Here is a 20,296-nt window from a genome sequence, read left to right as displayed (position 1 = left end):
CCATGAACGCCCAACTCGCCGGGGTGCTCCAACTGACCGCGTTGCTCGGCGCGCTCGCCCTGGCCCACCGACCGCTCGGCGACCACCTGGCCGCCGTGTACACCTCCCCCCGCCACCTGCGCGTCGAGCGCTGGGCCTACCGCGCCATCGGCGTGCGGCCCGACGCCGAGGCGGGCTGGACCGGCTATCTGCGCGGCGTGCTCACGTTCTCGCTGGTCGGCATCGCCGCGCTCTACCTGCTCCAGCGCCTCCAGGGCGTGCTGCCCGGCTCGCCCGGCTTCGCCGCGATCGACCCGGACCAGGCGTTCAACACCGCCGTCTCCTTCGTCACCAACACCAACTGGCAGTCCTACGCCGGCGAACAGGCCATGGGGCACGTGGTCCAGACGGCCGGCCTGGCCACGCAGAACTTCCTCTCCGCCGCCGTCGGCATGGCCGTCGCCGTCGCCCTGGTGCGGGGCTTCGCCCGCGCCCGCACCGGGGAGCTGGGGAACTTCTGGGTGGACCTGGTGCGCGGCACCTTCCGCGTCCTGCTGCCGCTGTCGCTGCTGGGCGCCCTCGTCCTGGTCGCCTGCGGCGTCATCCAGAACCTCTCCGGGATCCACGCCGTGGGCCAGTTCCTCGGCGGACCGCAGGAGTGGAACGGCGGCGCCGTCGCCTCCCAGGAGGCCATCAAGCTGCTGGGCACCAACGGCGGCGGCTACTTCAACGCCAACAGCGCCCACCCGTTCGAGAACCCCACGCCGTTCAGCAACCTCTTCGAGATCTTCCTGATCCTGCTGATCCCCGTGGCCCTCACCCGCACCTTCGGCCGGATGGTCGGCTCGCCCCGCCAGGGCTACGCCGTCCTCGGCGCGATGGCCGTGCTCTGGGTCGCCTTCGCCGGGCTGATGCTGCTCGCCGAGCACCACGGCGCCGGTCCCGCGCCCGAGCTGGCGGGCGGCGCCATGGAGGGCAAGGAGACCCGCTTCGGCGTCAGCGGCTCCGCGCTCTTCGCGGTCGCCACCACCGGCACCTCCACGGGGGCGGTCAACGCGTTCCACTCCTCGTTCACCGGCCTCGGCGGCGGCATCACCCTGCTGATGACGCAGCTGGGCGAGATCGCGCCGGGCGGCGTGGGCTCCGGCCTCTACGGGATGCTGATCATGGCCCTGATCGCCGTCTTCGTCGCCGGCCTGATGGTCGGGCGCACCCCCGAGTACCTCGGCAAGCGGCTCGGCCCCCGGGAGATGAAGCTCGCCGCCTGCTATCTGCTGGCCACCCCGGCGCTGGTGCTGCTCGGCACGGCCGCCGCCGTGGCCCTGCCCACCCCGCCCGACTCCGCGCTGAACGGCGGAGCCCACGGCTTCACCGAGATCCTCTACGCCTACACCTCGGCCGCCCACAACAACGGCTCCGCCTTCGCCGGGCTGTCCGCCGACACCGCCTGGTACAACACCACGCTCGGCCTGGCCATGCTCCTCGGCAGGCTGCTGCCGATCGTCCTCGTGCTCGCGCTGGCCGGCTCGCTCGCCGCCCAGCCGAGGCTCCCCGTCACCGCGGGCACCCTCCAGACCGGCAAACCCCTGTTCACCGCCCTGCTGACCGCGACCCCGCTGGTCATATCCGGACTCACCTTCGTCCCCGCGCTCGCGCTGGGACCGCTCGCCGAGGGACTCGCCGCATGAGCACCCGCAGCCACACCAGGACCGAACCCGCCGGCACCGAACCCGCCGGCACCGAACCCGCCGGCACCGAACCCGCCGGCACCGAACCCGCCGGCACCGCGCCCGCCGGCACCGCGCCCGGGGGCACCGAACGGCCCGGGGGCGACGCCGCCCCGACCGGTTGGGCCACCCTGGCCGCCGCCGTCCCCGAGTCCTTCCGCAAGCTGCGTCCGCGGACCATGGCCAAGGCACCCGTGATGTTCGTGGTGCTGGTCGGCTCCGCCGCGACCACCCTGCTGGCCGCCGCCGACCCCTTCGACCCGTTCGGCTGGGCCGTCGCCGGCTGGCTGTGGCTGACCGTCCTCTTCGCCAACCTGGCCGAGGCCGTCGCCGAGGGCCGGGGCCGCGCCCAGGCCGAGAGCCTGCGCCGCACCAGGACCGACACCGTCGCCCGCCGGCTGACCGCCGACCGCGCGACGGAGGAACGCGTCCCCGGCACCGCGCTGACCACCGGCGACCTCGTGGTCTGCGAGGCGGGGGACGTGATCCCCGGAGACGGCGACGTCGTCGAGGGCGTCGCCTCCGTCGACGAGTCCGCGATCACCGGCGAGTCCGCGCCCGTGATCCGGGAGTCCGGCGGCGACCGCTCGGCGGTCACCGGCGGCACCCGGGTCCTCTCCGACCGGATCGTCGTCCGGATCACGGCCCGGCCGGGCGAGACCTTCATCGACCGGATGATCGGCCTGGTCGAGGGAGCCGCCCGGCAGAAGACCCCCAACGAGGTCGCGCTCACCATCCTGCTGGCCTCGCTGACCGTCGTCTTCCTGCTGGCGGTCGTCACCCTGCGCCCGTTCGCCCTGTTCGCCGGGGCCGGTGACCAGGCCACTCCGATCGTGCTGACCGCGCTGCTGGTCTGCCTGATCCCCACCACCATCGGCGCACTGCTCTCCGCCATCGGCATCGCCGGCATGGACCGGCTGGTCAAACGGAACGTGCTGGCCATGTCCGGCCGCGCCGTCGAGGCCGCGGGCGACGTCTCCACGCTGCTGCTCGACAAGACCGGCACCATCACCCACGGCAACCGGACGGCCCACGCCTTCCTGCCGGTGCGCGGGGTCACCGCCGAGGACCTGGCCGCCGCCGCGCAGCTCTCCTCGCTCGCCGACGAGACGCCCGAGGGCCGCTCCGTGGTGCGGCTCGCCGAGGACGGCCACCACCTGCCGGCCCGCGACCGGGACGAGGTCCCGGACGCCGACTGGGTCCCGTTCTCCGCCGCCACCCGGCTCTCCGGCGTGGACATCACCCGGGACGGAACGGTGCGCCAGGTCCGCAAGGGCGCCGCCGGCGCCGTCGCCCGCTGGGTGCGCGAGCACGGCGGCGCCGATCCGGTCGAGGCCGACCGGATCGCCGACCGCGTCGCCGCCGACGGCGGCACCCCGCTCCAGGTCGCGGTCAGCGACGCCGAGGGCGCCCGGGTGCTCGGCGTCGTCCAGCTGCGGGACACCGTCAAGGACGGGATGCGCGCACGCTTCGACGAGCTGCGCCGGATGGGCATCCGCACCGTCATGATCACCGGCGACAACCCGCTGACCGCGCGCGCCATCGCCGAGGAGGCCGGCGTCGACGACTTCCTCGCCGAGGCCACCCCCGAGGACAAGCTGGCGCTGATCAGGCGCGAGCAGGCCGAGGGCCGGCTGGTCGCCATGGCCGGCGACGGCACCAACGACGCGCCCGCCCTCGCCCAGGCCGACGTCGGCGTCGCCATGAACACCGGGACGGCCGCCGCCAAGGAGGCCGGGAACATGGTCGACCTCGACTCCGACCCGACCAAGCTGATCGAGATCGTCGAGATCGGCAAGCAACTGCTGATCACCCGGGGCGCGTTGACCACGTTCTCGCTGGCCAACGACATCGCGAAGTACTTCGCGATCATCCCGGCCCTGTTCGCCGCGACCCACCCCTCGCTGGACCGGCTCAACGTCATGGACCTGGCCGGCCCCCACACCGCGATCCTCGCGGCCGTGATCTTCAACGCGCTGGTCATCCTCGCCCTGGTGCCGCTCGCCCTGCGCGGCGTGCGCTACCGGCCGGCCGGCGCCGACGCCCTGCTCCGCCGCAACCTCGCGGTCTACGGGCTCGGCGGGCTGGTCGTCCCCTTCCTGGGGATCAAGGCCATCGACTGGCTGCTCGCCCTCTTCCTCTGACCACCCCCGCCCGCCCTCCGCACCGAACGGTCCGCCCCATGCGACACACCCTCACCGACCTCCTGCGCAACTGCGGCGCCGGGCTGCGCGCCCTGCTGGTCCTCACGCTGCTCACCGGCGTGCTCTACCCGCTGGCCGTCACCGGCGCCGCCCAGGCACTCTTCCACCACGAGGCCAACGGCTCGCCCCTCACCGCCGACGGCCGCGAGGTCGGCTCCGCGCTCATCGGCCAGCGCTACCTCCTGCCGCCCGACGACCCGGACGACCCCGACGAGGAACCGCGCCCCGACCCCCGCTGGTTCCAGCCGCGCCCCTCCGACGGGCTGGGCACCCACGGCGCCCACACCCGGCACGAGCCGCTGATCTCCGGCGCCACCAACCTCGCCGCCGACAGCCCCGAACTGGTCCAGGCGGTCGAGGCCGCACGGGCGGAGGTCGTCGCGTTCAACTCCGTCCCCGGACACGCCGTCGACCCCGCCGACGTGCCCGCCGACGCCGTCACCTCCTCCGGCTCCGGACTCGACCCGCACATCTCGCCCGCCTACGCCCGCCTCCAGGTGCGGCGGGTCGCCGCCGAGAACGGGCTGTCGGCCGAACGGGTCAACGCACTGGTCGAGGAGCACACCCTCGGGCGCACCCTGGGATTCATCGGAGAACCGCGCGTCCCCGTGCTGGCGCTCAACGTCGCACTGGACGCGCTGCCGCGGGACGCGCGGTAGACACGGAGAAGAGGTCACACGAGATGACTCGGGTCCTGGTGGTGGAGGACGACGCCCAGCTCGTCCGCGCCCTGGTGATCAACATGCGGGTCCGCGAGTACTCCGTGGACGCCGCGCCCGACGGGGCCGCCGCGCTGCGGCTGGCCGCCGCCCGCAAGCCGGACATCGTGGTGCTCGACCTGGGCCTGCCCGACATGGACGGCATCGAGGTGATCACCGGGCTGCGCGGCTGGACCCGGGTCCCGATCATCGTGCTCTCCGCCCGGCAGACCTCGGAGGAGAAGGTCCGCGCCCTGGACGCCGGCGCCGACGACTACATCACCAAGCCGTACAGCATGGACGAGCTGCTGGCCCGGCTGCGCGCCGCCGTCCGCCGCGCCGACCCCGGCACCGCCGCCGAACGCGAGGTGGTCACCACGGCCGACTTCGAGATCGACCTGCTCGCCAAGAGGGTCCGCCGCGCCGGACACGACGTGCGGCTGACGCCCACCGAGTGGCACCTGCTGGAGATCCTCGTCAACCACCCCGGCCGGCTGGTCACCCAGAACCAGCTGCTCTCCGAGGTCTGGGGCAGCTGGTCCGGCGGCCGGACCCACTACCTGCGGGTCTACATGGCCCAGCTGCGGCGGAAGTTGGAGCCCGACCCGGCGCGCCCCCGCTACCTGGTCACCGAGGCCGGCATGGGCTACCGCTTCGAACCCGGCCCGGCCGCCGACGCCCCCACCGGGCCGGAGGGGTGACGGTGCGACGCGGCCGGCTGCGCGTCTACCTCGGCGCCGCCCCCGGCGTCGGCAAGACCTACGCGATGCTCGCCGAGGCCCACCGGCGCCTGGAACGCGGCACCGACATCGCCGTGGCCCTCGTCGAACACCACGACCGGCCCCGCACCCGCACCCTGCTGCGCGGCCTGGAGGAGATCCCGCGCACCACCCTCACCCACCGGGGCGCCGCCTTCCACGAGATGGACGTGGCGGCCGTGCTCGCCCGCCGCCCCGCCGTCGCCCTGGTCGACGAGCTGGCCCACAGCAACGTGCCCGGCTCCCGCCACGCCAAGCGCTGGCAGGACGTCGACGAGCTGCTGGACGCCGGCATCGACGTGGTCACCACCGTCAACATCCAGCACCTGGAGTCGCTGGGGGACGTCGTCGCGCCCATCACCGGCGTCCGCCAGCGGGAGACCGTGCCCGACGCCGTGGTGCGCGGGGCCGACCAGATCGAGCTGGTCGACATGGCACCCGAGGCGCTGCGCCGCCGCCTCGCGCACGGCAACGTCTACGCCCCCGAACGGGTGGACGCCGCGCTCGCCCACTACTTCCGGCCCGGAAACCTCACCGCGCTGCGGGAGTTGGCGCTGCTGTGGGTCGCCGACCGGGTCGACGAGTACCTGCGGCGCTACCGCGTCGAGCACGACATCCACTCCACCTGGCAGGCGCGCGAACGCATCGTCGTCGGCCTCACCGGCGGCCCCGAGGGCCGCGCCCTGATCCGCCGCGCGGCCCGGCTCGCCGAGAAGGGCGCCGGCGGCGAGGTGATGGCCGTCTACGTCGCCAGGGGCGACGGGCTGCGCGCCGCCTCGCCCCGGGAGCTGACCGCCCAGCGCGACCTCGTCGAGGACCTCGGCGGCACCTACCACCACGTCCGGGGCGACGACATCCCGGACGCCCTGCTGGAGTTCGCCCGCAGCGCCAACGCCACCCAGGTCGTGCTCGGCGTCTCCCGCCGCCGCCCCTGGGAGTACGCGCTGGGCCCCGGCATCTCCACCCAGGTCGCCCGCGAGGCGGGCCCCGACCTCGACGTGCACCTGGTCACCCACGACCGGATGGGCAAGGGCCGCGGCCTGCCCGCCGCGCGCGGCGCCCGGCTCGGCCGGGCCAGGCTCGCCGCCGGCTGGGCCGTCGGCGTGCTCGGCCCGGCGGCGCTGACCGCCGGGCTGCGCGGCCTCGGCCTGGAGGTCGGGCTCGCCAACGACGTGCTGCTCTTCCTCTCCCTCGTGGTGACGGCGGCGCTGCTCGGCGGGCTCTGGCCGGCGCTCGCCTCGGCCGCCCTCGGCTCGCTGCTGCTCAACTGGTACTTCACCGCGCCCTCGCACACCCTCGGCGTCACCGGCGCCCACAACCTGCTGGCGCTCGTCGTCTTCTTCGGCGTCGCCGTCTCCGTCGCCTCCGTCGTCGACCTCGCGGCCCGCCGCACCCACCAGGCCGCCAGGCTGCGCGCCGAGTCCGAGATCCTGGCGTTCCTCGCCGGCGGGGTGCTGCGCGGCGAGACGGGCCTCGGCGAGCTGCTGACCCGGGTCGGCCGCACCTTCGCCACCGAGTCGGTCGCGCTGTGGGAACGGGAGGGCACGCGCGGCAGGTTCACCCTCGTCGCCTCGGGCGGCGGCGACCAGCCGGAACGCCCCGAGGACGCCGACGTGGACGTGCCCGTCGGCGAACGGCTGGCGCTCACCCTGCACGGCCGGGTGCTGCCGGCCGAGGACCGGCGGGTGCTGGCCGCGTTCGCCGCGCAGGCCGCCACCGTGCTGGACCACCAGCGGCTGCGCGCCGACGCGCGCGCCGCCCGAGGGCTGGCCGAGGGCAACCGCATCCGCACCGCGCTGCTCGCCGCCGTCTCGCACGACCTGCGCACCCCGCTGGCCGCGATCAAGGCCGGCGTCACCTCGCTGCGCGCGCCGGACGTCGACTGGCCCCGGGAGGACCGCGAGGAGCTGCTGGCCTCCGTCGAGGAGGGCGCCGACCGGCTCAACCAGCTCGTCGACAACCTGCTCGACGCCTCCCGCCTCCAGACCGACACCGTCCGCCCGGTGGTGCGCGCCACCGCCCTGGACGAGGTGGTGCCCGCCGCCCTCGCCCAGGTCCCCGAGGGGCGGGTGGCCACCCGCGTCCCCGAGTCCCTGCCGATCGTCCCGCTCGACGCCGGCCTGCTCGAACGCGCGCTGGCCAACATCGTGGAGAACGCCGTCAAGTACAGCCCGCCCGACCGCCCCGTGCTGCTCTCCGCCAGCGCGGTGCCCGGCTGGGTGGAACTGCGGGTCGTCGACCGCGGGCCCGGGGTGCCGGACGACGCCAAGGAACGCGTCTTCGAACCGTTCCAGCGCCACGGCGACGCCCCACGCGGCGGCGGCGTGGGGCTCGGGCTCGCCGTCGCGCGGGGCTTCGTCGAGGCGATGGGCGGCACGCTGACCGCCGAGGACACCCCCGGGGGCGGGCTCACCATGGTGCTGCGGCTCGCCACCGCCCCGCCGGGGGAGGAGCCCGACGGTCAGCAGCCGCCGCCGTGGTGACGCGTCACTCGGCCTTCCGTCGCCCGCGGGGGGCCACCGGGACGCCCGCTCACCCGGGGCGCGCCGCGCGCCATTCGGGGGCCAGGACGGACCAGATCTCCATGTCGTGGCGGACGCCGCCGCGCGCGTAGCTCTCGCGCAGCACCCCGTCCCGCACCATGCCCAGGCGCCGGGCGACCGCGATGCTCGCCTCGTTGGCCGCCGCGACCAGCCACTCCACGCGGTGGACGCCGCGTTCCTCCACGGCCCAGTCGATGATCACCCGCGCGGCCCTGGTCACCAGCCCCCGGCCTACCGCCGCCGGCTCCAGCCAGCAGCCGGCCTCGGCCGTTCCCTGGGCGATGTCCATCGTCCGGAAGAGCACCCCGCCGACCAGGGTGCCCTCGGCCGTCCAGATGCCGTAGATCCGGCCGGTGTCCGAGGCGGCCTTGTCCGCGTAGGACTGGAGGAACGCCCGGCCGGAGGCGACGTCCCTGACCGCGTCGGCGAGCCCGATGTGCCGGCCGACGAACTCCCGGCCCCGGTCCATGTGCGCCGCGAACTCCTCCGCCCGCCACGGCTCCAGCGGTCGCAGCACCGCACCGTCCTCGCCCAGTGACCTCTCGAACATCGCCACGCTCCCCGTTCCCGTCGCCGTTCCGACGCGGGCGATCCTCGCACAGCCGCCGCCCGGCGCCCGCTCCCTTTTCGCTGGTGGGGGCGGGAGCGCCGGGCGGCGGTCGGGCGTGCCGGGCTACCCCTCGGTGGTGAAGAGGAGCGAGTCCACGTCGAAGTTGTCCCCGGTCGGCGTCGTGAAGACGAGGAACAGCCTGTGCGTGCCGGCCAGTTCGGCCACCGCGGCCGGTTCGGTCGGCTCGTAGACGTCCCAGTCACCGGTCGCGTGCACCGGCGTCGTCGCCAGCAGCTCCCCGTCCGGCGCGCCGGCGCGCAGCTCGATCGCGCCGCCGCCGTCGGGCGAGGAGATCCGGTAGCTGACGGTCTCCGCGCCCTCGACGCTCATCGGCTCGAACGCGATCCAGTCGCCGTCGCTGATGTCGCCGATCCGCTGGCCGTTCTCCGCGTCCGGCTGGGAGACGATCCGGGTGCCGGACTGGTCGTGGTGGTACTCGGCCTGCTTGTGCTCGGGCTGGAGCACCGCCCGGCCGTAGCCGGTCAGCGCGCCGGTGCCCTCGGCGCCGCCGTCGGTGTAGCGGGCGTTGAGCACGTACCACAGGTCGGCGCCCTCCGGATGGCCGCCGAGGTCGCCCGTGTCCACCGTGCCGGAGCAGCCGCGCAGGTCGGTGGTGGGGTGCTCGTGGTCGTCGTGGCCCAACGCCGGGTTGACGATGACCCGTTCGCAGTCGATCTCGCCGTCCTCCGGGTCGGTGACCGTCACCTGGTAGGGGATCTGGTCGCCGAACTCGATGAGTTGGCCGCTGGTCGGCAGGTCGATCGAGACCGTCGGCGCCGTGTTGCCCACGGTGACGGGGATGTTGGCGTGGCCGGTCGCGCCGGCCGCGTTGGTCACCCGCAGCTGCGCGGTGAACTCGCCGACGTCCTCGTAGGTGTGACTGACCTCGGCCTCCTCGCTGTCGAAGGTGCCGTCGCCGTCGAAGTCCCAGGCGAACTCCAGCGCGCCGCCCGCCGGGTCGGTCGAGTCGGCGCCGGAGAACTCCACGGTCAACGGCGCGGGGCCGCTGGTCACCGAGGCCGTCGCCACGGCCTCCGGCCGCTGCCCCTCGGGCGCGTAGTCGATCCGGTAGAGCCCGGAGTCGGAGTTCCCGCCGTCGAAGGCGCTGCCCCACTCCAGGACGTAGAGCGAGCCGTCGGGGCCGAAGGTCAGGTCCATCGGCTTGACGAAGTCCTCCGTCGGCAGGAAGTCGTTGATCTTCAACACCCCGCTGTCGGAGTCCAGTTGGATCTCCTTGACGTAGTCGCGCGTCCACTCGTAGAGGAACTGCGCCCCGTCGTAGTACTCGGGGAACTTCGTCGGCGAGGGGTTGTCCGGGTCGTAGCGGTAGACCGGACCCGCCATCGGGCCCGAGCCGCCCTCGCCCATCTCGGGGAACTCCTCGGAGGGGCCGTAGCCGTACCAGATCTCCGGCTGCTGGTTCGGCGGCAGCTCGACGAGACCGGTGTTGTGGGGGGAGGGGTTGGTCGGGTTGTCGCAGTCGAACTTCTCGCCGACCTCGCCGGTGTCCGGGTCGTACGGCGCGTAGGGCTGGTTGTTCCCGTGGCAGAACGGCCAGCCGTAGTTCCCCGGCTCCTTCAGGATGTTGTACTCCACCAGCCCCTCGGGGCCGCGCTCGGTCGTCGGCCCGCCCCGGTCGGGGCCGTAGTCCGCGACGTGCACATAGCCGGTCCCGGGGTCCACGCTGAACCGGAACGGGTTGCGGAAGCCCATCGCGTAGATCTCGGGCAGCGTGTCCTCGGTGCCCTCGGCGAAGAGGTTGCCCTCGGGAACGGTGTAGCCGCCCTCGTCCGACGGCAGCACCCGCAGGATCTTGCCGCGCAGGTCGTTGGTGTTGCCGGCGGTGCGGGCCGCGTCCAGCATCTCCTCGCCCTCGCGCCAGTCGATCGGCGCCCAACCCTGCCAATGCGGGGAGAGGTTCGGCGGCACGTCGTCGCCGGTGGAAAGGTAGAGGCTGCCGTCGGGGCCGAAGTCCAGGCTGCCGCCGGTGTGCCCCGGCTCCGGGTAGGTGCGGTCGCGGTAGGCGGGAACGTCCAGCAGCGGCTCCTCGCTCGCCGGGTCCAGGGTGTTCCCCTCGACGGTGAAGCGGGAGAGCCGGTTGACGTCGTCCTCGGCGTCGGCCGGCGAGTGGTAGAGATACACCCAGCCGTTCTCCGCGAACTCCGGGTCCAGCGCCAGGCCGACCAGCCCGTCCTCGCCGCCGGTGTACACGTCCAACGTTCCGGCCGTGGACGTGGAGTTGGTCTCCGGGTCGAAGACCCTCAGCTCGCCGCCGCGCTGGGCGTAGAAGACCCGGCCGTCGTCGGCGACGTCCAGCTCCATCGGGTCGGCGGTGTTGCTGTCGAGCGTGACCTTGTCGAACTTGCTCCACACCGTGCCGCCGCAGTCGCCCGGCAGGTCGCCGGCCGCCCAGCGCACGCCGCCGATCACGTGGTCGCGGAACGCCTCCTCGGTGTAGGACGCCGCGTCGTGGCCCATCGCGGTGGCCCAGACCTGGCCGCCCTGGTCCTCACGACACCAGGAGATCGGGTGGTCGTGCCCCATCGCGTCGCCGCCCGGGTCATAGGTCGACTCGTCGGCGGTGACCAGGACATGGACCTCGCCGCGCGGGTTGGGGTCGAAGTTGTACCACTCCTCGGGGCGTTCCCAGACCTCCGGCAGCGAGGACGTCGACGGGTGCACGTCGTCCGCCACATGGGCGGTGCCCTGAAGCACGCCGGGGGAGTGCGAGGGCATGTGCGCGCCGCCGTTGACCAGGTCGTCCCACCAGGGGAACTCCTCCTCGATCCCCATGTCGAGGGTGTTGTGGATGGCGGCGATGCCGCCGCCGCCCTGGACATAGCCCTGGATCGCGGCGCGCTGCTCGTCGGTCTCCCAGACCATGCCGGAGTTCTGGAGCATGACGACGACGTCGAAGCCGGCCAGCTCCTCGTCGTTGAAGACGGCCGGGTCGTCGGTCTCGACCAGCTCGAAACCGTTCTCCTCGGCCTCCTCCTCCATCATCCGGATGCCGTCGGGGATGGAGTCGTGGACATAGCCGACGGCCCGGGTGAAGAGCAGGGCCCGGAAGTCGGCCTCGGCGTCGGAGTCGTCGGCCTGGGCGAGCGCGGGCAGCGCGCCCAACGCGAGCAGCGGCGCGGCGGCGAGCGCCACGAGCCGTCTGCGGCGGGAGGGGGAGGATCTCGCGATGGAACGTTTCATGCGGCGGGTGCCTTCCTCGGTGCGGTGTTCTCTGCGGGTTCGTGTTCGGTAGGTGGCGGCCTGGTTTGGGGGCGCGGGGAACTGCGCGAATGCTGGGTGGCGGGGGTTGGTCGACTACGGAGCTTGGTGGCTGGGTGGGTTGTCGGCGTGAGCCCGGCGTGGGGTTGCTCGCGCAGTTCCCCGCGCCCCTGGGGTGGGGTTGGCGTGGTGGGTTGGGTGCGGGTTCGTGTTCGGTAGGTGGCGGCCTGGTTTGGGGGCGCGGGGAACTGCGCGAATGCTGGGTGGCGGGCCGCAGTCGACTACGGAGCTTCGTGGCTGGGTGGGTTGTCGGCGTGAGCCCGGCGTGGGGTCGCTCGCGCAGTTCCCCGCGCCCCTGGTGGGGTTGGCGTGGTCGGTCAGGTGAGTGCGCGCCCCTGGGCCGCCGGGCTTCCCGGCCTGGTCAGCCCGCGTCGCGGAGGGCCTGGCGCAGAAACGCCAGGCCCTCCGTCGCGATCGTGTCCTGGGTGTCGGCCAGCGGGCGCCACACCGAGGCGGCGACCGCGATCGTGTCGTTGTGTGCCGTGAAGGACTCCACGCACAGCGGCCCGTGGTAGCCGGCCTCGGGCAGCGCCCGCAGGAAGCCGGGCCAGTCCAGGTGGTCGGCGCCGGGCGTGCCCCGGTCGTTGGCGCAGACCTGGACGTGGACGATCCGCCCGGCGGCCCGCCGGACGGCGCCCGGTAGGGAGGGTTCCTCGATGTTCTGGTGGTAGGTGTCCAGCGCCAGGCCGACGCCCTCGGCAGGCAGTCCCTCCAACGCGGTGAGCGTCTGCTCGACGGTGTTCAACAGGCTGGTCTCGTAACGGTTCAACGGCTCGACCGCCAGCCGCACCCCCGCCGCGATCGCCTGTTCCACCACGGGCGCCAGGTACTCGCGCCACTCGGCGTAGGCGGCCTCCCGTTCCGCCGGGGTCATCCGCCAGGTGCGGCCGACCGCGCTGTAGACCGGTCCGGCGACGACGGGCGCGCCGGTGGCCTGGGCGGCGTCCACGCAGTGCAGCAGGTAGTCCTGCGTGGCGCGGACCGCCGCCGGCTCCGCACGGACCAGGTCGCGGCCGGGCGGCATCACCGCGACGACCGCCGCCGGCGTCAGCTCGTGGCGTTTCAGCAGCGCCGCCACGGTCCGGGGCGACCAGTCGCCGGGCGACTCCAGCGGCAGTTCCACCGCGTCGAAGCCCCAGCCGGCCAGCCTCGGCACGGTCTCGGCGACCGCGGCCTCGTCGACGGGGGCGTGCCAGATCCACGGGTTGGCGCCGACCGTCAGCCCCATCAGCGGCCACCCCAGTCCCGCGGGTAGCCCGGCAGGTCCTCGCAGCCGCACAGCCCGTAGTGCAGCGGCGGCATCTCGGCGGCCAGATAGTCGTCCCGGGTCTCCTCGGTGATCACCGGCTGCGGCAGCACCCACTCGCCCGGCACCTCCTCGCCGCGCAGCACCTTCAGCGCCGCGATGACCGGGGTGCGCCACTGGAACGTGGGGTAGCCGGGGGCGATCGCCGTCAGGTCGCGGTCGGCCCACGCCTGGAGGAAGTCCTGCTGGTCCTCGCCGCTGATCGGCGGCACCTCAAGGCCCGCGTCCTCGAACGCCTCGACGGCTGCCACCGCGGTCGCGCCCGAGTCCATCCACACGCCGTCGATCGAGCCGTGGCGCTGGATCGCGTCCGTCACGATCGACTTGGCGACCGCCGGGTCGCCCTCGGTGAACTCGACGTCGGCGACTTCCAGTTCGCTGTCCTGGAACGCCAACTCGGCGGCCGACCAGCGGTTCTCCAGCACGTCGACGCCGGGGGAGATGCGCAGCGCCAGGATCTTGCCGCCCGGTTCCACGTTCTCCACCAGGAAGTCCGCCGCCGCCGCGCCGTACGCGTAGCCGCCGACGGGGTGGACGAACGTGACCGGGCAGTCCGTGTTGACGCCGCGGTCGAAGACGATCACCGGCAGCGTGCGGCACGCCTCCTCGACGGCGGGGGTCAGCGTCGCCGTGGTGTTGGGGGAGACGATCAGCAGGTCGCAGTCCTGCTGGCTGAGGTTCTGGATGTCGGAGATCTGCTTGTCGTCCTTGCCCTCCGCGTCCAGCACGGTGAACTCGGCGATCTCCTCGTGCTCGGCGACCTCCGCCTCCATGGTGGTCAGCCCGACCTGCCGCCACGGGTTGAAGACGCCCGCGTTGGAGAAGCACAGGTGCACCTGGTCCGCATCCAGCGCGTAGTCGCCGGTGTCGACCATCTCCGGGCGCAGCATCTGCTCCCAGGGGCGGCCCTCGGGGCCCTCGGGTGTCTCCCCGGCGAGCGCCAACTGCCGCTGGTACTCGTCCTCCTCGAAGAACTCGGCCTCGTCGGCCTCGCCGCCGCCGTCCTCCGAGGGGGCGGAGCCCGACGGGTCGGGTGGGCCCTCGGGCGGCGCGTCGGAGGAACAGGAGGCGAGCAGGCCGGCCGCGCAGACGGCGGCGAGCGACGCGGCCAGTCGGCGGCCGGCGCGATGGGTTCTCATGGGGTGGGTCCTCCAGTCGACGGTTGGGTGGGTCCCCGGTCGGCCGGCGCGGCCGGCGGCGGTGCGGGTGGCGCGGGGGAACGGCGGCGCGGGCGCGAGAAGTTGGCGGCGCCGAGCGCCACCGCGGCGATCACGATCACGCCCTGGACGGTGGGCTCCAGCGCGCCGGAGACGCCCCGGAGGTTGAGCAGCGTGAAGAGCGCGGTCAGCGCGAAGGCCCCGGCCATGGCGCCCAGCACCGAGCCCCGGCCGCCGCCCAGCAGCACGCCGCCGAGCACGACTGCGGTGATCGCCTCGAACTCCATCCCGGAGCCGGCCTGCGCCGACACCCCGGAGTAGCCCCCGACCAGCACCGCGGCCAGCGCCGCCGCCGCGCCGGAGAGCACGAAGGCGACCGTCCGCACCCGCCCGGTGGCCACCCCTGACAGTTCGGCAGCCCGCTCGCTGTCGCCGGTCGCCATCAGCGTCCGGCCCCAGGACGAGCGCATCAGCCACCACACGCCGGCGCCGACGGCCGCGCACACCACCACCGCCCACGGCAGCCAGCCGAAGGCGTCCTGGCGCCCCACCGCCCGGAACTCGTCCGGGAGATACCCGGTGGGCGAGCCGCCGGTCCAGTAGAAGACGCCGCCCTCCAGGATCAGCATCATCCCCAGCGTGGTGATGAACGACGGCACGCCGAGCCCGGTGGTTACCAGTCCGTTGACCAGTCCGACCAGTGCGCCGGCGGCGACCAGGACCACCGTGACCACCAGCCAGTGCGCGCCGGGGTACGTGTGGTAGATCTCGGCCGCCGCCACCACCCCGGTGGTGACCACCGCGCCCACCGACAGGTCGAAGTGGCCGCTGACGATCACCAGGTACTGGCCGGCCGCCAGCAGCAGCAGCGGCGCGGCCCGCCGCACGAAGGCCAGGAACCGGTCCGGCTCGTAGAACCCGGCGTCGGTCACCGCCAGCGCGGCCAGCAGCAGCAACAGCAGCGCGCACACCGGGAGCGCGCTGCCCAACGCCCTGGTCAGCGCGGTGCCCCGGCGGACGCGGGCCTGGATCGGGGTGGCGGTCGTGGCGGTCAACGGTTCCTCCCGGCGCTGCGGCGGCCTCGGGCGTAGACGGCGACGGCCGCGATGATCACGACGCCGCGCAGCACGTTCTTGAAGAACGGGTCGACGGCCAGCTGGTTGAAGACGCTGTCCAGCACCGCCAGCACCGTCACCCCGCCCAGCGTGCCGACGACCCCGCCGCGCCCGCCGGCCAGCAGCGTGCCGCCCAGCACCACGGCCGCGATGGACTCCAGGTCGTAGCGGGCCTCGGTGCCGGCCCAGGGCGAACCCGCGCCGAACCTCGCGGCGAGGAAGAGCGCCGCGATGCCCACACACAGCGCGCACAGCACGTGTGCGATCACCACCGTGCGTTCGGTGCGCACCCCGGACAGCCGCGCGGCGTGCTCGTCGCCGCCGGTCGCGTACATGTGGTGGCCGAGCCGGGTGCGCCGCAGCACGAACCAGAGCGCCAACGCGACGCCGACCAGCAGGAAGACGGAGACCGGTACCGGGCCGATCCGGTCGTAGCCGAGGCGTTGGAAGGAACGCGACACGTCGCCCGCGGGGCCCGTGTAGTTGTCCTCGATCCAGCCGCGCAGGATCAGCGCGACGCCGAGCGTGGCGATGAACGCGTTGACCTTCAGCCGGGTGACGATCAGCCCGTTGGCGAGTCCGACGCCCGCGCACAGCGCGAGGACCGCGACCACCGCCGTGACCATGTTGCCGTCGGAGCCCGCCATGGTCTCGGCGGCGACCAGGGTGCCGAGGCTCGCGAGATAGGCCACCGACAGGTCCAGCGAGCCGGTGAGGATCACCATCGTCTGGCCGAGGGCGATCAGCCCGAGCGCCACGCAGTTCTGGAGGATCCCGGTGATGTTGGGCTGGGTCAGGAACTCGCCGCCCCTGACGGCGACCACCGCCCAGCCGAGGAGGGTGACGCCGAGCGCGGCCAGCCAGATCCCGACGGCCGGGTCGGAGAGCCCGCGCCGCCAGCGGGCGGCGGCCGGCGCGGCGGCGGCCGGCAGCGCGGGGGAGGGGGAGGCGGCGGTCATCAGGCGGCTCCCGCCCGGTCGGCGCCGCTCGTGGCGAGCCGCATGATCTCCTCCTCGCTCGGCCCGGCGGGCAGCTCGCCCGCCGGGCGGCCGTCGGCCAGCACCAGCACCCGGTCGCTCATCCCGATCAGCTCGGGCAGCTCGGAGGAGATCAGCAGCACCGCGAGCCCCTCGGCCGCCAACTCCCGCACCAGCGTGTGGATCGCGGCCTTGGCGCCGACGTCCACGCCCCTGGTCGGCTCGTCGAAGAGCAGCACCCGGGGGCGGGCGGCGAGCCACTTCGCGATGACGACCTTCTGCTGGTTGCCGCCGGAGAGGTAACGCACCTCCTGCCCGGCGCCGCCGCCACCGGCCAGCCGCACCCGTTCCAGCAGGCGGGCCACCGTCGTCGCGCCGGCCCGTTCCCCGACGCCGACGGCCCTGGTCACCAGCAGCGTGTTGTCTCGCACGGACTGGCGCAGCGTCAGCCCCTCGGCCTTGCGGTCCTCGCCGACCAGCGCGATGCCCGCGCGGATCGCCTCCCGCGGCCGGCGCGGGCGTACCTCCCTGCCGGCCAGCGTCATCCGGCCCCTGGTGAACGGGTCGGCGCCGAAGACCGCGCGGGCCAGCGCGCTGCGCCCCGAGCCCTGGAGCCCGGCGACGCCCAGCACCTCGCCGGCCCGCACGGTCAACTCGATCCCCGCGAGCCGGTCGTTGCCGCCTCCGCTGACCGTCAGCACCGGCCCGCCCAGCGCCCCGGGCGCGGCCCTGGGCGGGTAGTAGGCGCTCAGCTCGCGCCCGACCATGGCGCGCACCACGGCGTCCACGTCGGTCTCGGCGGTCCTCAGACAGGTCACGAGGCGGCCGTCCTTCAGCACCGTGACGCGCTGGGAGAGGGCGAAGATCTCCCGCATCCGGTGGGAGACGTAGAGGATGCCCAGGCCGCGTTCGGTGAGCCGGCGGACCAGGTCGAAGAGGGTGGCGACCTCGTGCTCGGCGAGCGCGGCGGTGGGCTCGTCCATGATCAGGACGCGCACGTCGGCGGCGAGGGCCTTGGCCACCTCGACGGTCTGCTGACGGGCCACCGACAGCTCGCGCACCGGGGTGTCCGGCGCGATCCCCTCGGCGTGCAACTCGGCCAGCAGCTCGGTCGTCCGCCGCGCCATCGCCGCCCGGTCGACCAGTCCGCGACGGGTGGGCTCGCGGCCGAGGAAGACGTTCTCGGCGACGGTGCGGTCCGGCAGCAGCGCGAGTTCCTGGTGGATGATCCCGACCCCCGCGGCCTGGGCCTGCGCGGGGTGGTCGAAGGCCACGGGCGTCCCGTCGATCTCGATCCGGCCGCCGTCGGGGGTGTGCTCCCCGCTGAGCAGCTTCATCAACGTCGACTTGCCGGCCCCGTTCTCGCCGACCACGGCGTGCACCTCCCCGGGCGCGAGATCGAGGGAGACGCTGTGGAGGACGCGGATGCCGAGAAAGCTTTTTGTCATGTCCTGCATCAGCAGCATGGAGGCAATGTCGAGGCGGAAGTACCGACTGTCAAGACACAAAGCAACGCCAAAGAACAGAAAACGAGGGTCAGTTGTGTGCGTTCCATGGCGCACTTTCGACATGGAGCGGTGAAAGTGGGCGGTGCGGGCTCCGCGGCGCCGCCGGCCCCGCAGTACGCTCGACGGCGTGTTCTCCCCGCAGGGCCCCACCGCACGCGAACTGGCCGCCCAGGCGCTGACCTCGGTCGAACGCGGCTACGACCTCCTGGCGCCCACCTTCGACCACACGCCGTTCCGCACCCCCGACGTGGTGCTGGAGGCGACCGCCCGCGCGCTCGACGGGCTCGGCCCGTTCGACGACGCGCTCGACCTGTGCTGCGGCACCGGCGCCGGGTTCGCCGCGCTGCGCGCCGCCGGGGCGCGGCGGGTGGTCGGCGTCGACCGCAGCGCCGGGATGCTGGCCGTGGCCGCCGACGCAGACCCGGACGCGACGCTGGTGCGCGCGGACGCGCGGGCGCTGCCGTTCCGCGCGGAGTTCGACCTGGCGGTCAGCTTCGGCGCGTTCGGGCACTTCCTCGCCGCCGACCGCGCGGCGCTGTTCGCCGGGGCGCGGGCGGCGCTGCGGCCCGGCGGGCTGCTGGCGTTCCCGGTGGCGGCGCCGCCCCGGGTGGGCTCGGCCGCGTACTGGCTGACCTGGGGCTTCGACGCGGCGATGCGGGCGCGCAACGCGCTCTGGCACCCGCCGTTCGTCATGTACTACCGGACGTTTCCGCTCTCCGTCGCCCGGGCGGAGGTGGCCGCCGCCGGCTTCGCGGTGGGCACGGTGCCGCTGCCCCTGCCCGGCCTGCCGGAACGTTCCGACGGCGCCCCGCGCTGCCGGCTGGTACTGGCGCGCCGCACCGGCGACTGAACCTCCCGCGTGGAGGTGTGCCGGGCGGCTTCGGTGGTACTCGGGCGCCATGACGCCGAGCAACGTGACGCCCAGCAACCCGGACCCCGATCCGTATCTGACCCCCGGCTACCGCCCGGGCGGCGCGACGCTGCCCCGGGAGACGCCGCCGGGGGAGACCCCGCCCGCCGAGGGCGGCACGTCGTTCACCGGGCCGGACGACTCCCACAACCCCACCGACGGCTGGGCGGCGGCCCCCCTCACGGCGGTGCTGGTCGTCGCGGCGCTGGTGGTGGCGTTCTTCGTGGCCTACGCGGTGTGGTTCGTGATCGACTAGGTCGTCTCGTTTGGATCTTCGTGGATCAGGGCGCGGCGTCAGATGCGGTGCATCGCAAGGCGCCGGATCGCAGCTCATACTTGGCCGTATTCGCGCGATTCGGTAACGCAGCGAGGTTCCCCCAGGCCCCTCGGGGGCCTGGGAGGTGCCCCCATCGCTGGCGTCGCGCCCCCGCGAAGATCCAAACGAGACGGCCTAGCCCCTTGCCGGGGGTGCGTGGGCGACGACGGTCCTGGGTGGCGGGGGTGCGTTGTCGGGTGCGGCCCGGTGTCGGGTTGCTCGCGCAGTTCCCCGCGCCCCTGCACTGCCGGTGGGCGGCTTGGGGGCGCGGGGAACTGCGCGGTGCATTTGTGGCGGGGGTTGGACGACTACGGTGCGGCACCGGCCAGGTGGGTAGTCGTCCTCGCCCTCACCCCTTAGCCGAAGTTGACGTCGCTGCAGATGAAGTACGTCTGGTCCAGGTGCGACGCCTGCCAGATCGTGTAGACGATGTGGTTGCCCGTGCGGCCCGGCGCGCTGACGTCGAACGTGATGTCCGAGGCCGGCGGGTAGCTGCCGGTCGTCTCGACCAGTTCCAGGTCACCCCAGCCCAACGCGTCCGTCGTCGGGTCGAACCCCTGCTTGGTCACGTAGACCTCGAAGAAGTCCGCACCGTGGCTGGCCGTGTCGTACAGGTGCACGCTGAAGTCGTTGTCGACGTCGGTCGTGGTCCAGGGGCCGACGGTGTCCAGCGAGCTGGCCAGCCCGCCCTGCGCGTCACCGGCGCTGCACAGGTTCCCGTCCGAGATGGCGCTCTGCCAGTTCCCGGCCAGGTTCTCCTGGAACAGGCTCATCCAGTTCCACATGGTGTTGGGGTTTTCCTGGAACGCCTGCCAGCACATGGGGTCTTCCTGCTCCATGGCCGGGTTCATGTGGTCGCCGCCCCAGCGGTCCCAACAGCCGTAGGCGCGGCCTGCCGGGTCCACGATCGAGCCGTGTGCGCTGGCCGAGTTGGTGAGCGGGCTCAGAAACAGGGCGACGAGGGCGACCACGGCCGCCAGCGCCGGGGTGACCACCCGCAGCGTCCAGCGGCGGGTGGGGGTGTCTGCGTGCATCGTGCGATCTCCGTCTTCCGGAAGGGGGTGGGGAGTTGAGACTTCGTTCCGGTTTGGGAGCGCTCCCAAGGTTATGGGGACCTTACCCGCGCACACCCTCGCGCAACAGTCCCGTGACACAGGGATTGCCGAAAGGTTCCCGGCGTCCGCCCCGCGCGGCGCGAAACGCTCGCTG

The 20,296-nt window shown here is 73.6% G+C and carries 15 protein-coding genes; 7 read left to right on the top strand and 8 right to left on the bottom strand.

Going from position 1 to position 20,296, the window contains the following annotated elements:
* Window positions 1-2: 2 nt before the first annotated feature.
* The 5 genes from kdpA to FH715_RS14265 are packed head-to-tail and all read left to right on the top strand — an operon-like array spanning window position 3 to window position 7,849.
* On the top strand, window positions 3-1,667 hold the full coding sequence (kdpA, locus tag FH715_RS14285; RefSeq protein WP_139645130.1) for a potassium-transporting ATPase subunit KdpA: 1,665 nt from the start codon (window positions 3-5) through the stop codon (window positions 1,665-1,667).
* The gene (gene kdpB / locus FH715_RS14280; RefSeq protein WP_139645128.1) at window positions 1,664-3,850 is read left to right on the top strand and encodes a potassium-transporting ATPase subunit KdpB; all 2,187 of its coding nucleotides are present in this window, start codon (window positions 1,664-1,666) and stop codon (window positions 3,848-3,850) included. Before kdpA ends, kdpB begins: the two co-directional genes overlap by 4 nt.
* 38 nt (window positions 3,851-3,888) lie before the next feature.
* Window positions 3,889-4,569: a potassium-transporting ATPase subunit C gene (locus tag FH715_RS14275; protein WP_139645126.1), complete on the top strand. Its 681-nt coding sequence runs from the start codon at window positions 3,889-3,891 to the stop codon at window positions 4,567-4,569.
* Between the two features lie 23 nt (window positions 4,570-4,592).
* A complete protein-coding gene (locus FH715_RS14270; RefSeq protein WP_139645124.1) occupies window positions 4,593-5,309 on the top strand; it encodes a response regulator in 717 nt (238 codons plus the stop codon).
* A 2-nt stretch (window positions 5,310-5,311) separates the two neighbouring features.
* Window positions 5,312-7,849: an ATP-binding protein gene (locus FH715_RS14265; RefSeq protein WP_139645249.1), complete on the top strand. Its 2,538-nt coding sequence runs from the start codon at window positions 5,312-5,314 to the stop codon at window positions 7,847-7,849.
* Window positions 7,850-7,898: 49 nt separating this feature from the next.
* Here the strand turns inward: FH715_RS14265 and FH715_RS14260 are convergent, their stop codons facing one another.
* From FH715_RS14260 to FH715_RS14230, 7 genes are all read right to left on the bottom strand, one after another.
* Window positions 7,899-8,459: a GNAT family N-acetyltransferase gene (locus FH715_RS14260; protein ID WP_139645122.1), complete on the bottom strand. Its 561-nt coding sequence runs from the start codon at window positions 8,457-8,459 to the stop codon at window positions 7,899-7,901.
* A 123-nt stretch (window positions 8,460-8,582) separates the two neighbouring features.
* Complete coding sequence (locus FH715_RS14255) at window positions 8,583-11,720, bottom strand: ThuA domain-containing protein (RefSeq protein WP_139645120.1); 3,138 nt, start codon at window positions 11,718-11,720, stop codon at window positions 8,583-8,585.
* Window positions 11,721-12,159: 439 nt separating this feature from the next.
* Window positions 12,160-13,026: a sugar phosphate isomerase/epimerase family protein gene (locus tag FH715_RS14250; RefSeq protein ID WP_139645118.1), complete on the bottom strand. Its 867-nt coding sequence runs from the start codon at window positions 13,024-13,026 to the stop codon at window positions 12,160-12,162.
* On the bottom strand, window positions 13,026-14,243 hold the full coding sequence (locus FH715_RS14245; RefSeq protein WP_139645116.1) for a substrate-binding domain-containing protein: 1,218 nt from the start codon (window positions 14,241-14,243) through the stop codon (window positions 13,026-13,028). Before FH715_RS14245 ends, FH715_RS14250 begins: the two co-directional genes overlap by 1 nt.
* Window positions 14,240-15,316: an ABC transporter permease gene (locus tag FH715_RS14240; protein WP_139645114.1), complete on the bottom strand. Its 1,077-nt coding sequence runs from the start codon at window positions 15,314-15,316 to the stop codon at window positions 14,240-14,242. The genes FH715_RS14245 and FH715_RS14240 overlap by 4 nt, the downstream gene beginning before the upstream one ends.
* A complete protein-coding gene (locus FH715_RS14235; RefSeq protein ID WP_139645112.1) occupies window positions 15,313-16,335 on the bottom strand; it encodes an ABC transporter permease in 1,023 nt (340 codons plus the stop codon). The genes FH715_RS14240 and FH715_RS14235 overlap by 4 nt, the downstream gene beginning before the upstream one ends.
* The gene (locus FH715_RS14230) at window positions 16,335-17,819 is read right to left on the bottom strand and encodes a sugar ABC transporter ATP-binding protein (protein WP_139645110.1); all 1,485 of its coding nucleotides are present in this window, start codon (window positions 17,817-17,819) and stop codon (window positions 16,335-16,337) included. Before FH715_RS14230 ends, FH715_RS14235 begins: the two co-directional genes overlap by 1 nt.
* A 169-nt stretch (window positions 17,820-17,988) precedes the next feature.
* Between FH715_RS14230 and FH715_RS14225 the strand changes: the two genes are divergently transcribed.
* Entirely contained in the window at window positions 17,989-18,711 is a 723-nt protein-coding gene (locus FH715_RS14225) for a methyltransferase domain-containing protein (protein ID WP_139645108.1), read from the top strand.
* A 49-nt stretch (window positions 18,712-18,760) separates the two neighbouring features.
* Window positions 18,761-19,027, top strand: a complete 267-nt coding sequence (locus FH715_RS14220) for a DUF6480 family protein (protein WP_211367620.1) — start codon at window positions 18,761-18,763, stop codon at window positions 19,025-19,027.
* 416 nt (window positions 19,028-19,443) lie between these two features.
* Here FH715_RS14220 and FH715_RS14215 read toward each other — a convergent pair whose 3' ends face one another.
* A complete protein-coding gene (locus tag FH715_RS14215) occupies window positions 19,444-20,121 on the bottom strand; it encodes a lytic polysaccharide monooxygenase auxiliary activity family 9 protein (protein WP_139645106.1) in 678 nt (225 codons plus the stop codon).
* Window positions 20,122-20,296: the final 175 nt, after the last annotated feature.

Origin of the sequence: Streptomyces sedi (genome assembly GCF_006335015.1) — a bacterium.
GTDB classification, from domain to species: domain Bacteria; phylum Actinomycetota; class Actinomycetes; order Streptomycetales; family Streptomycetaceae; genus Streptomyces; species Streptomyces sedi.
This window is presented reverse-complemented; position numbering and strand designations above follow the sequence as displayed.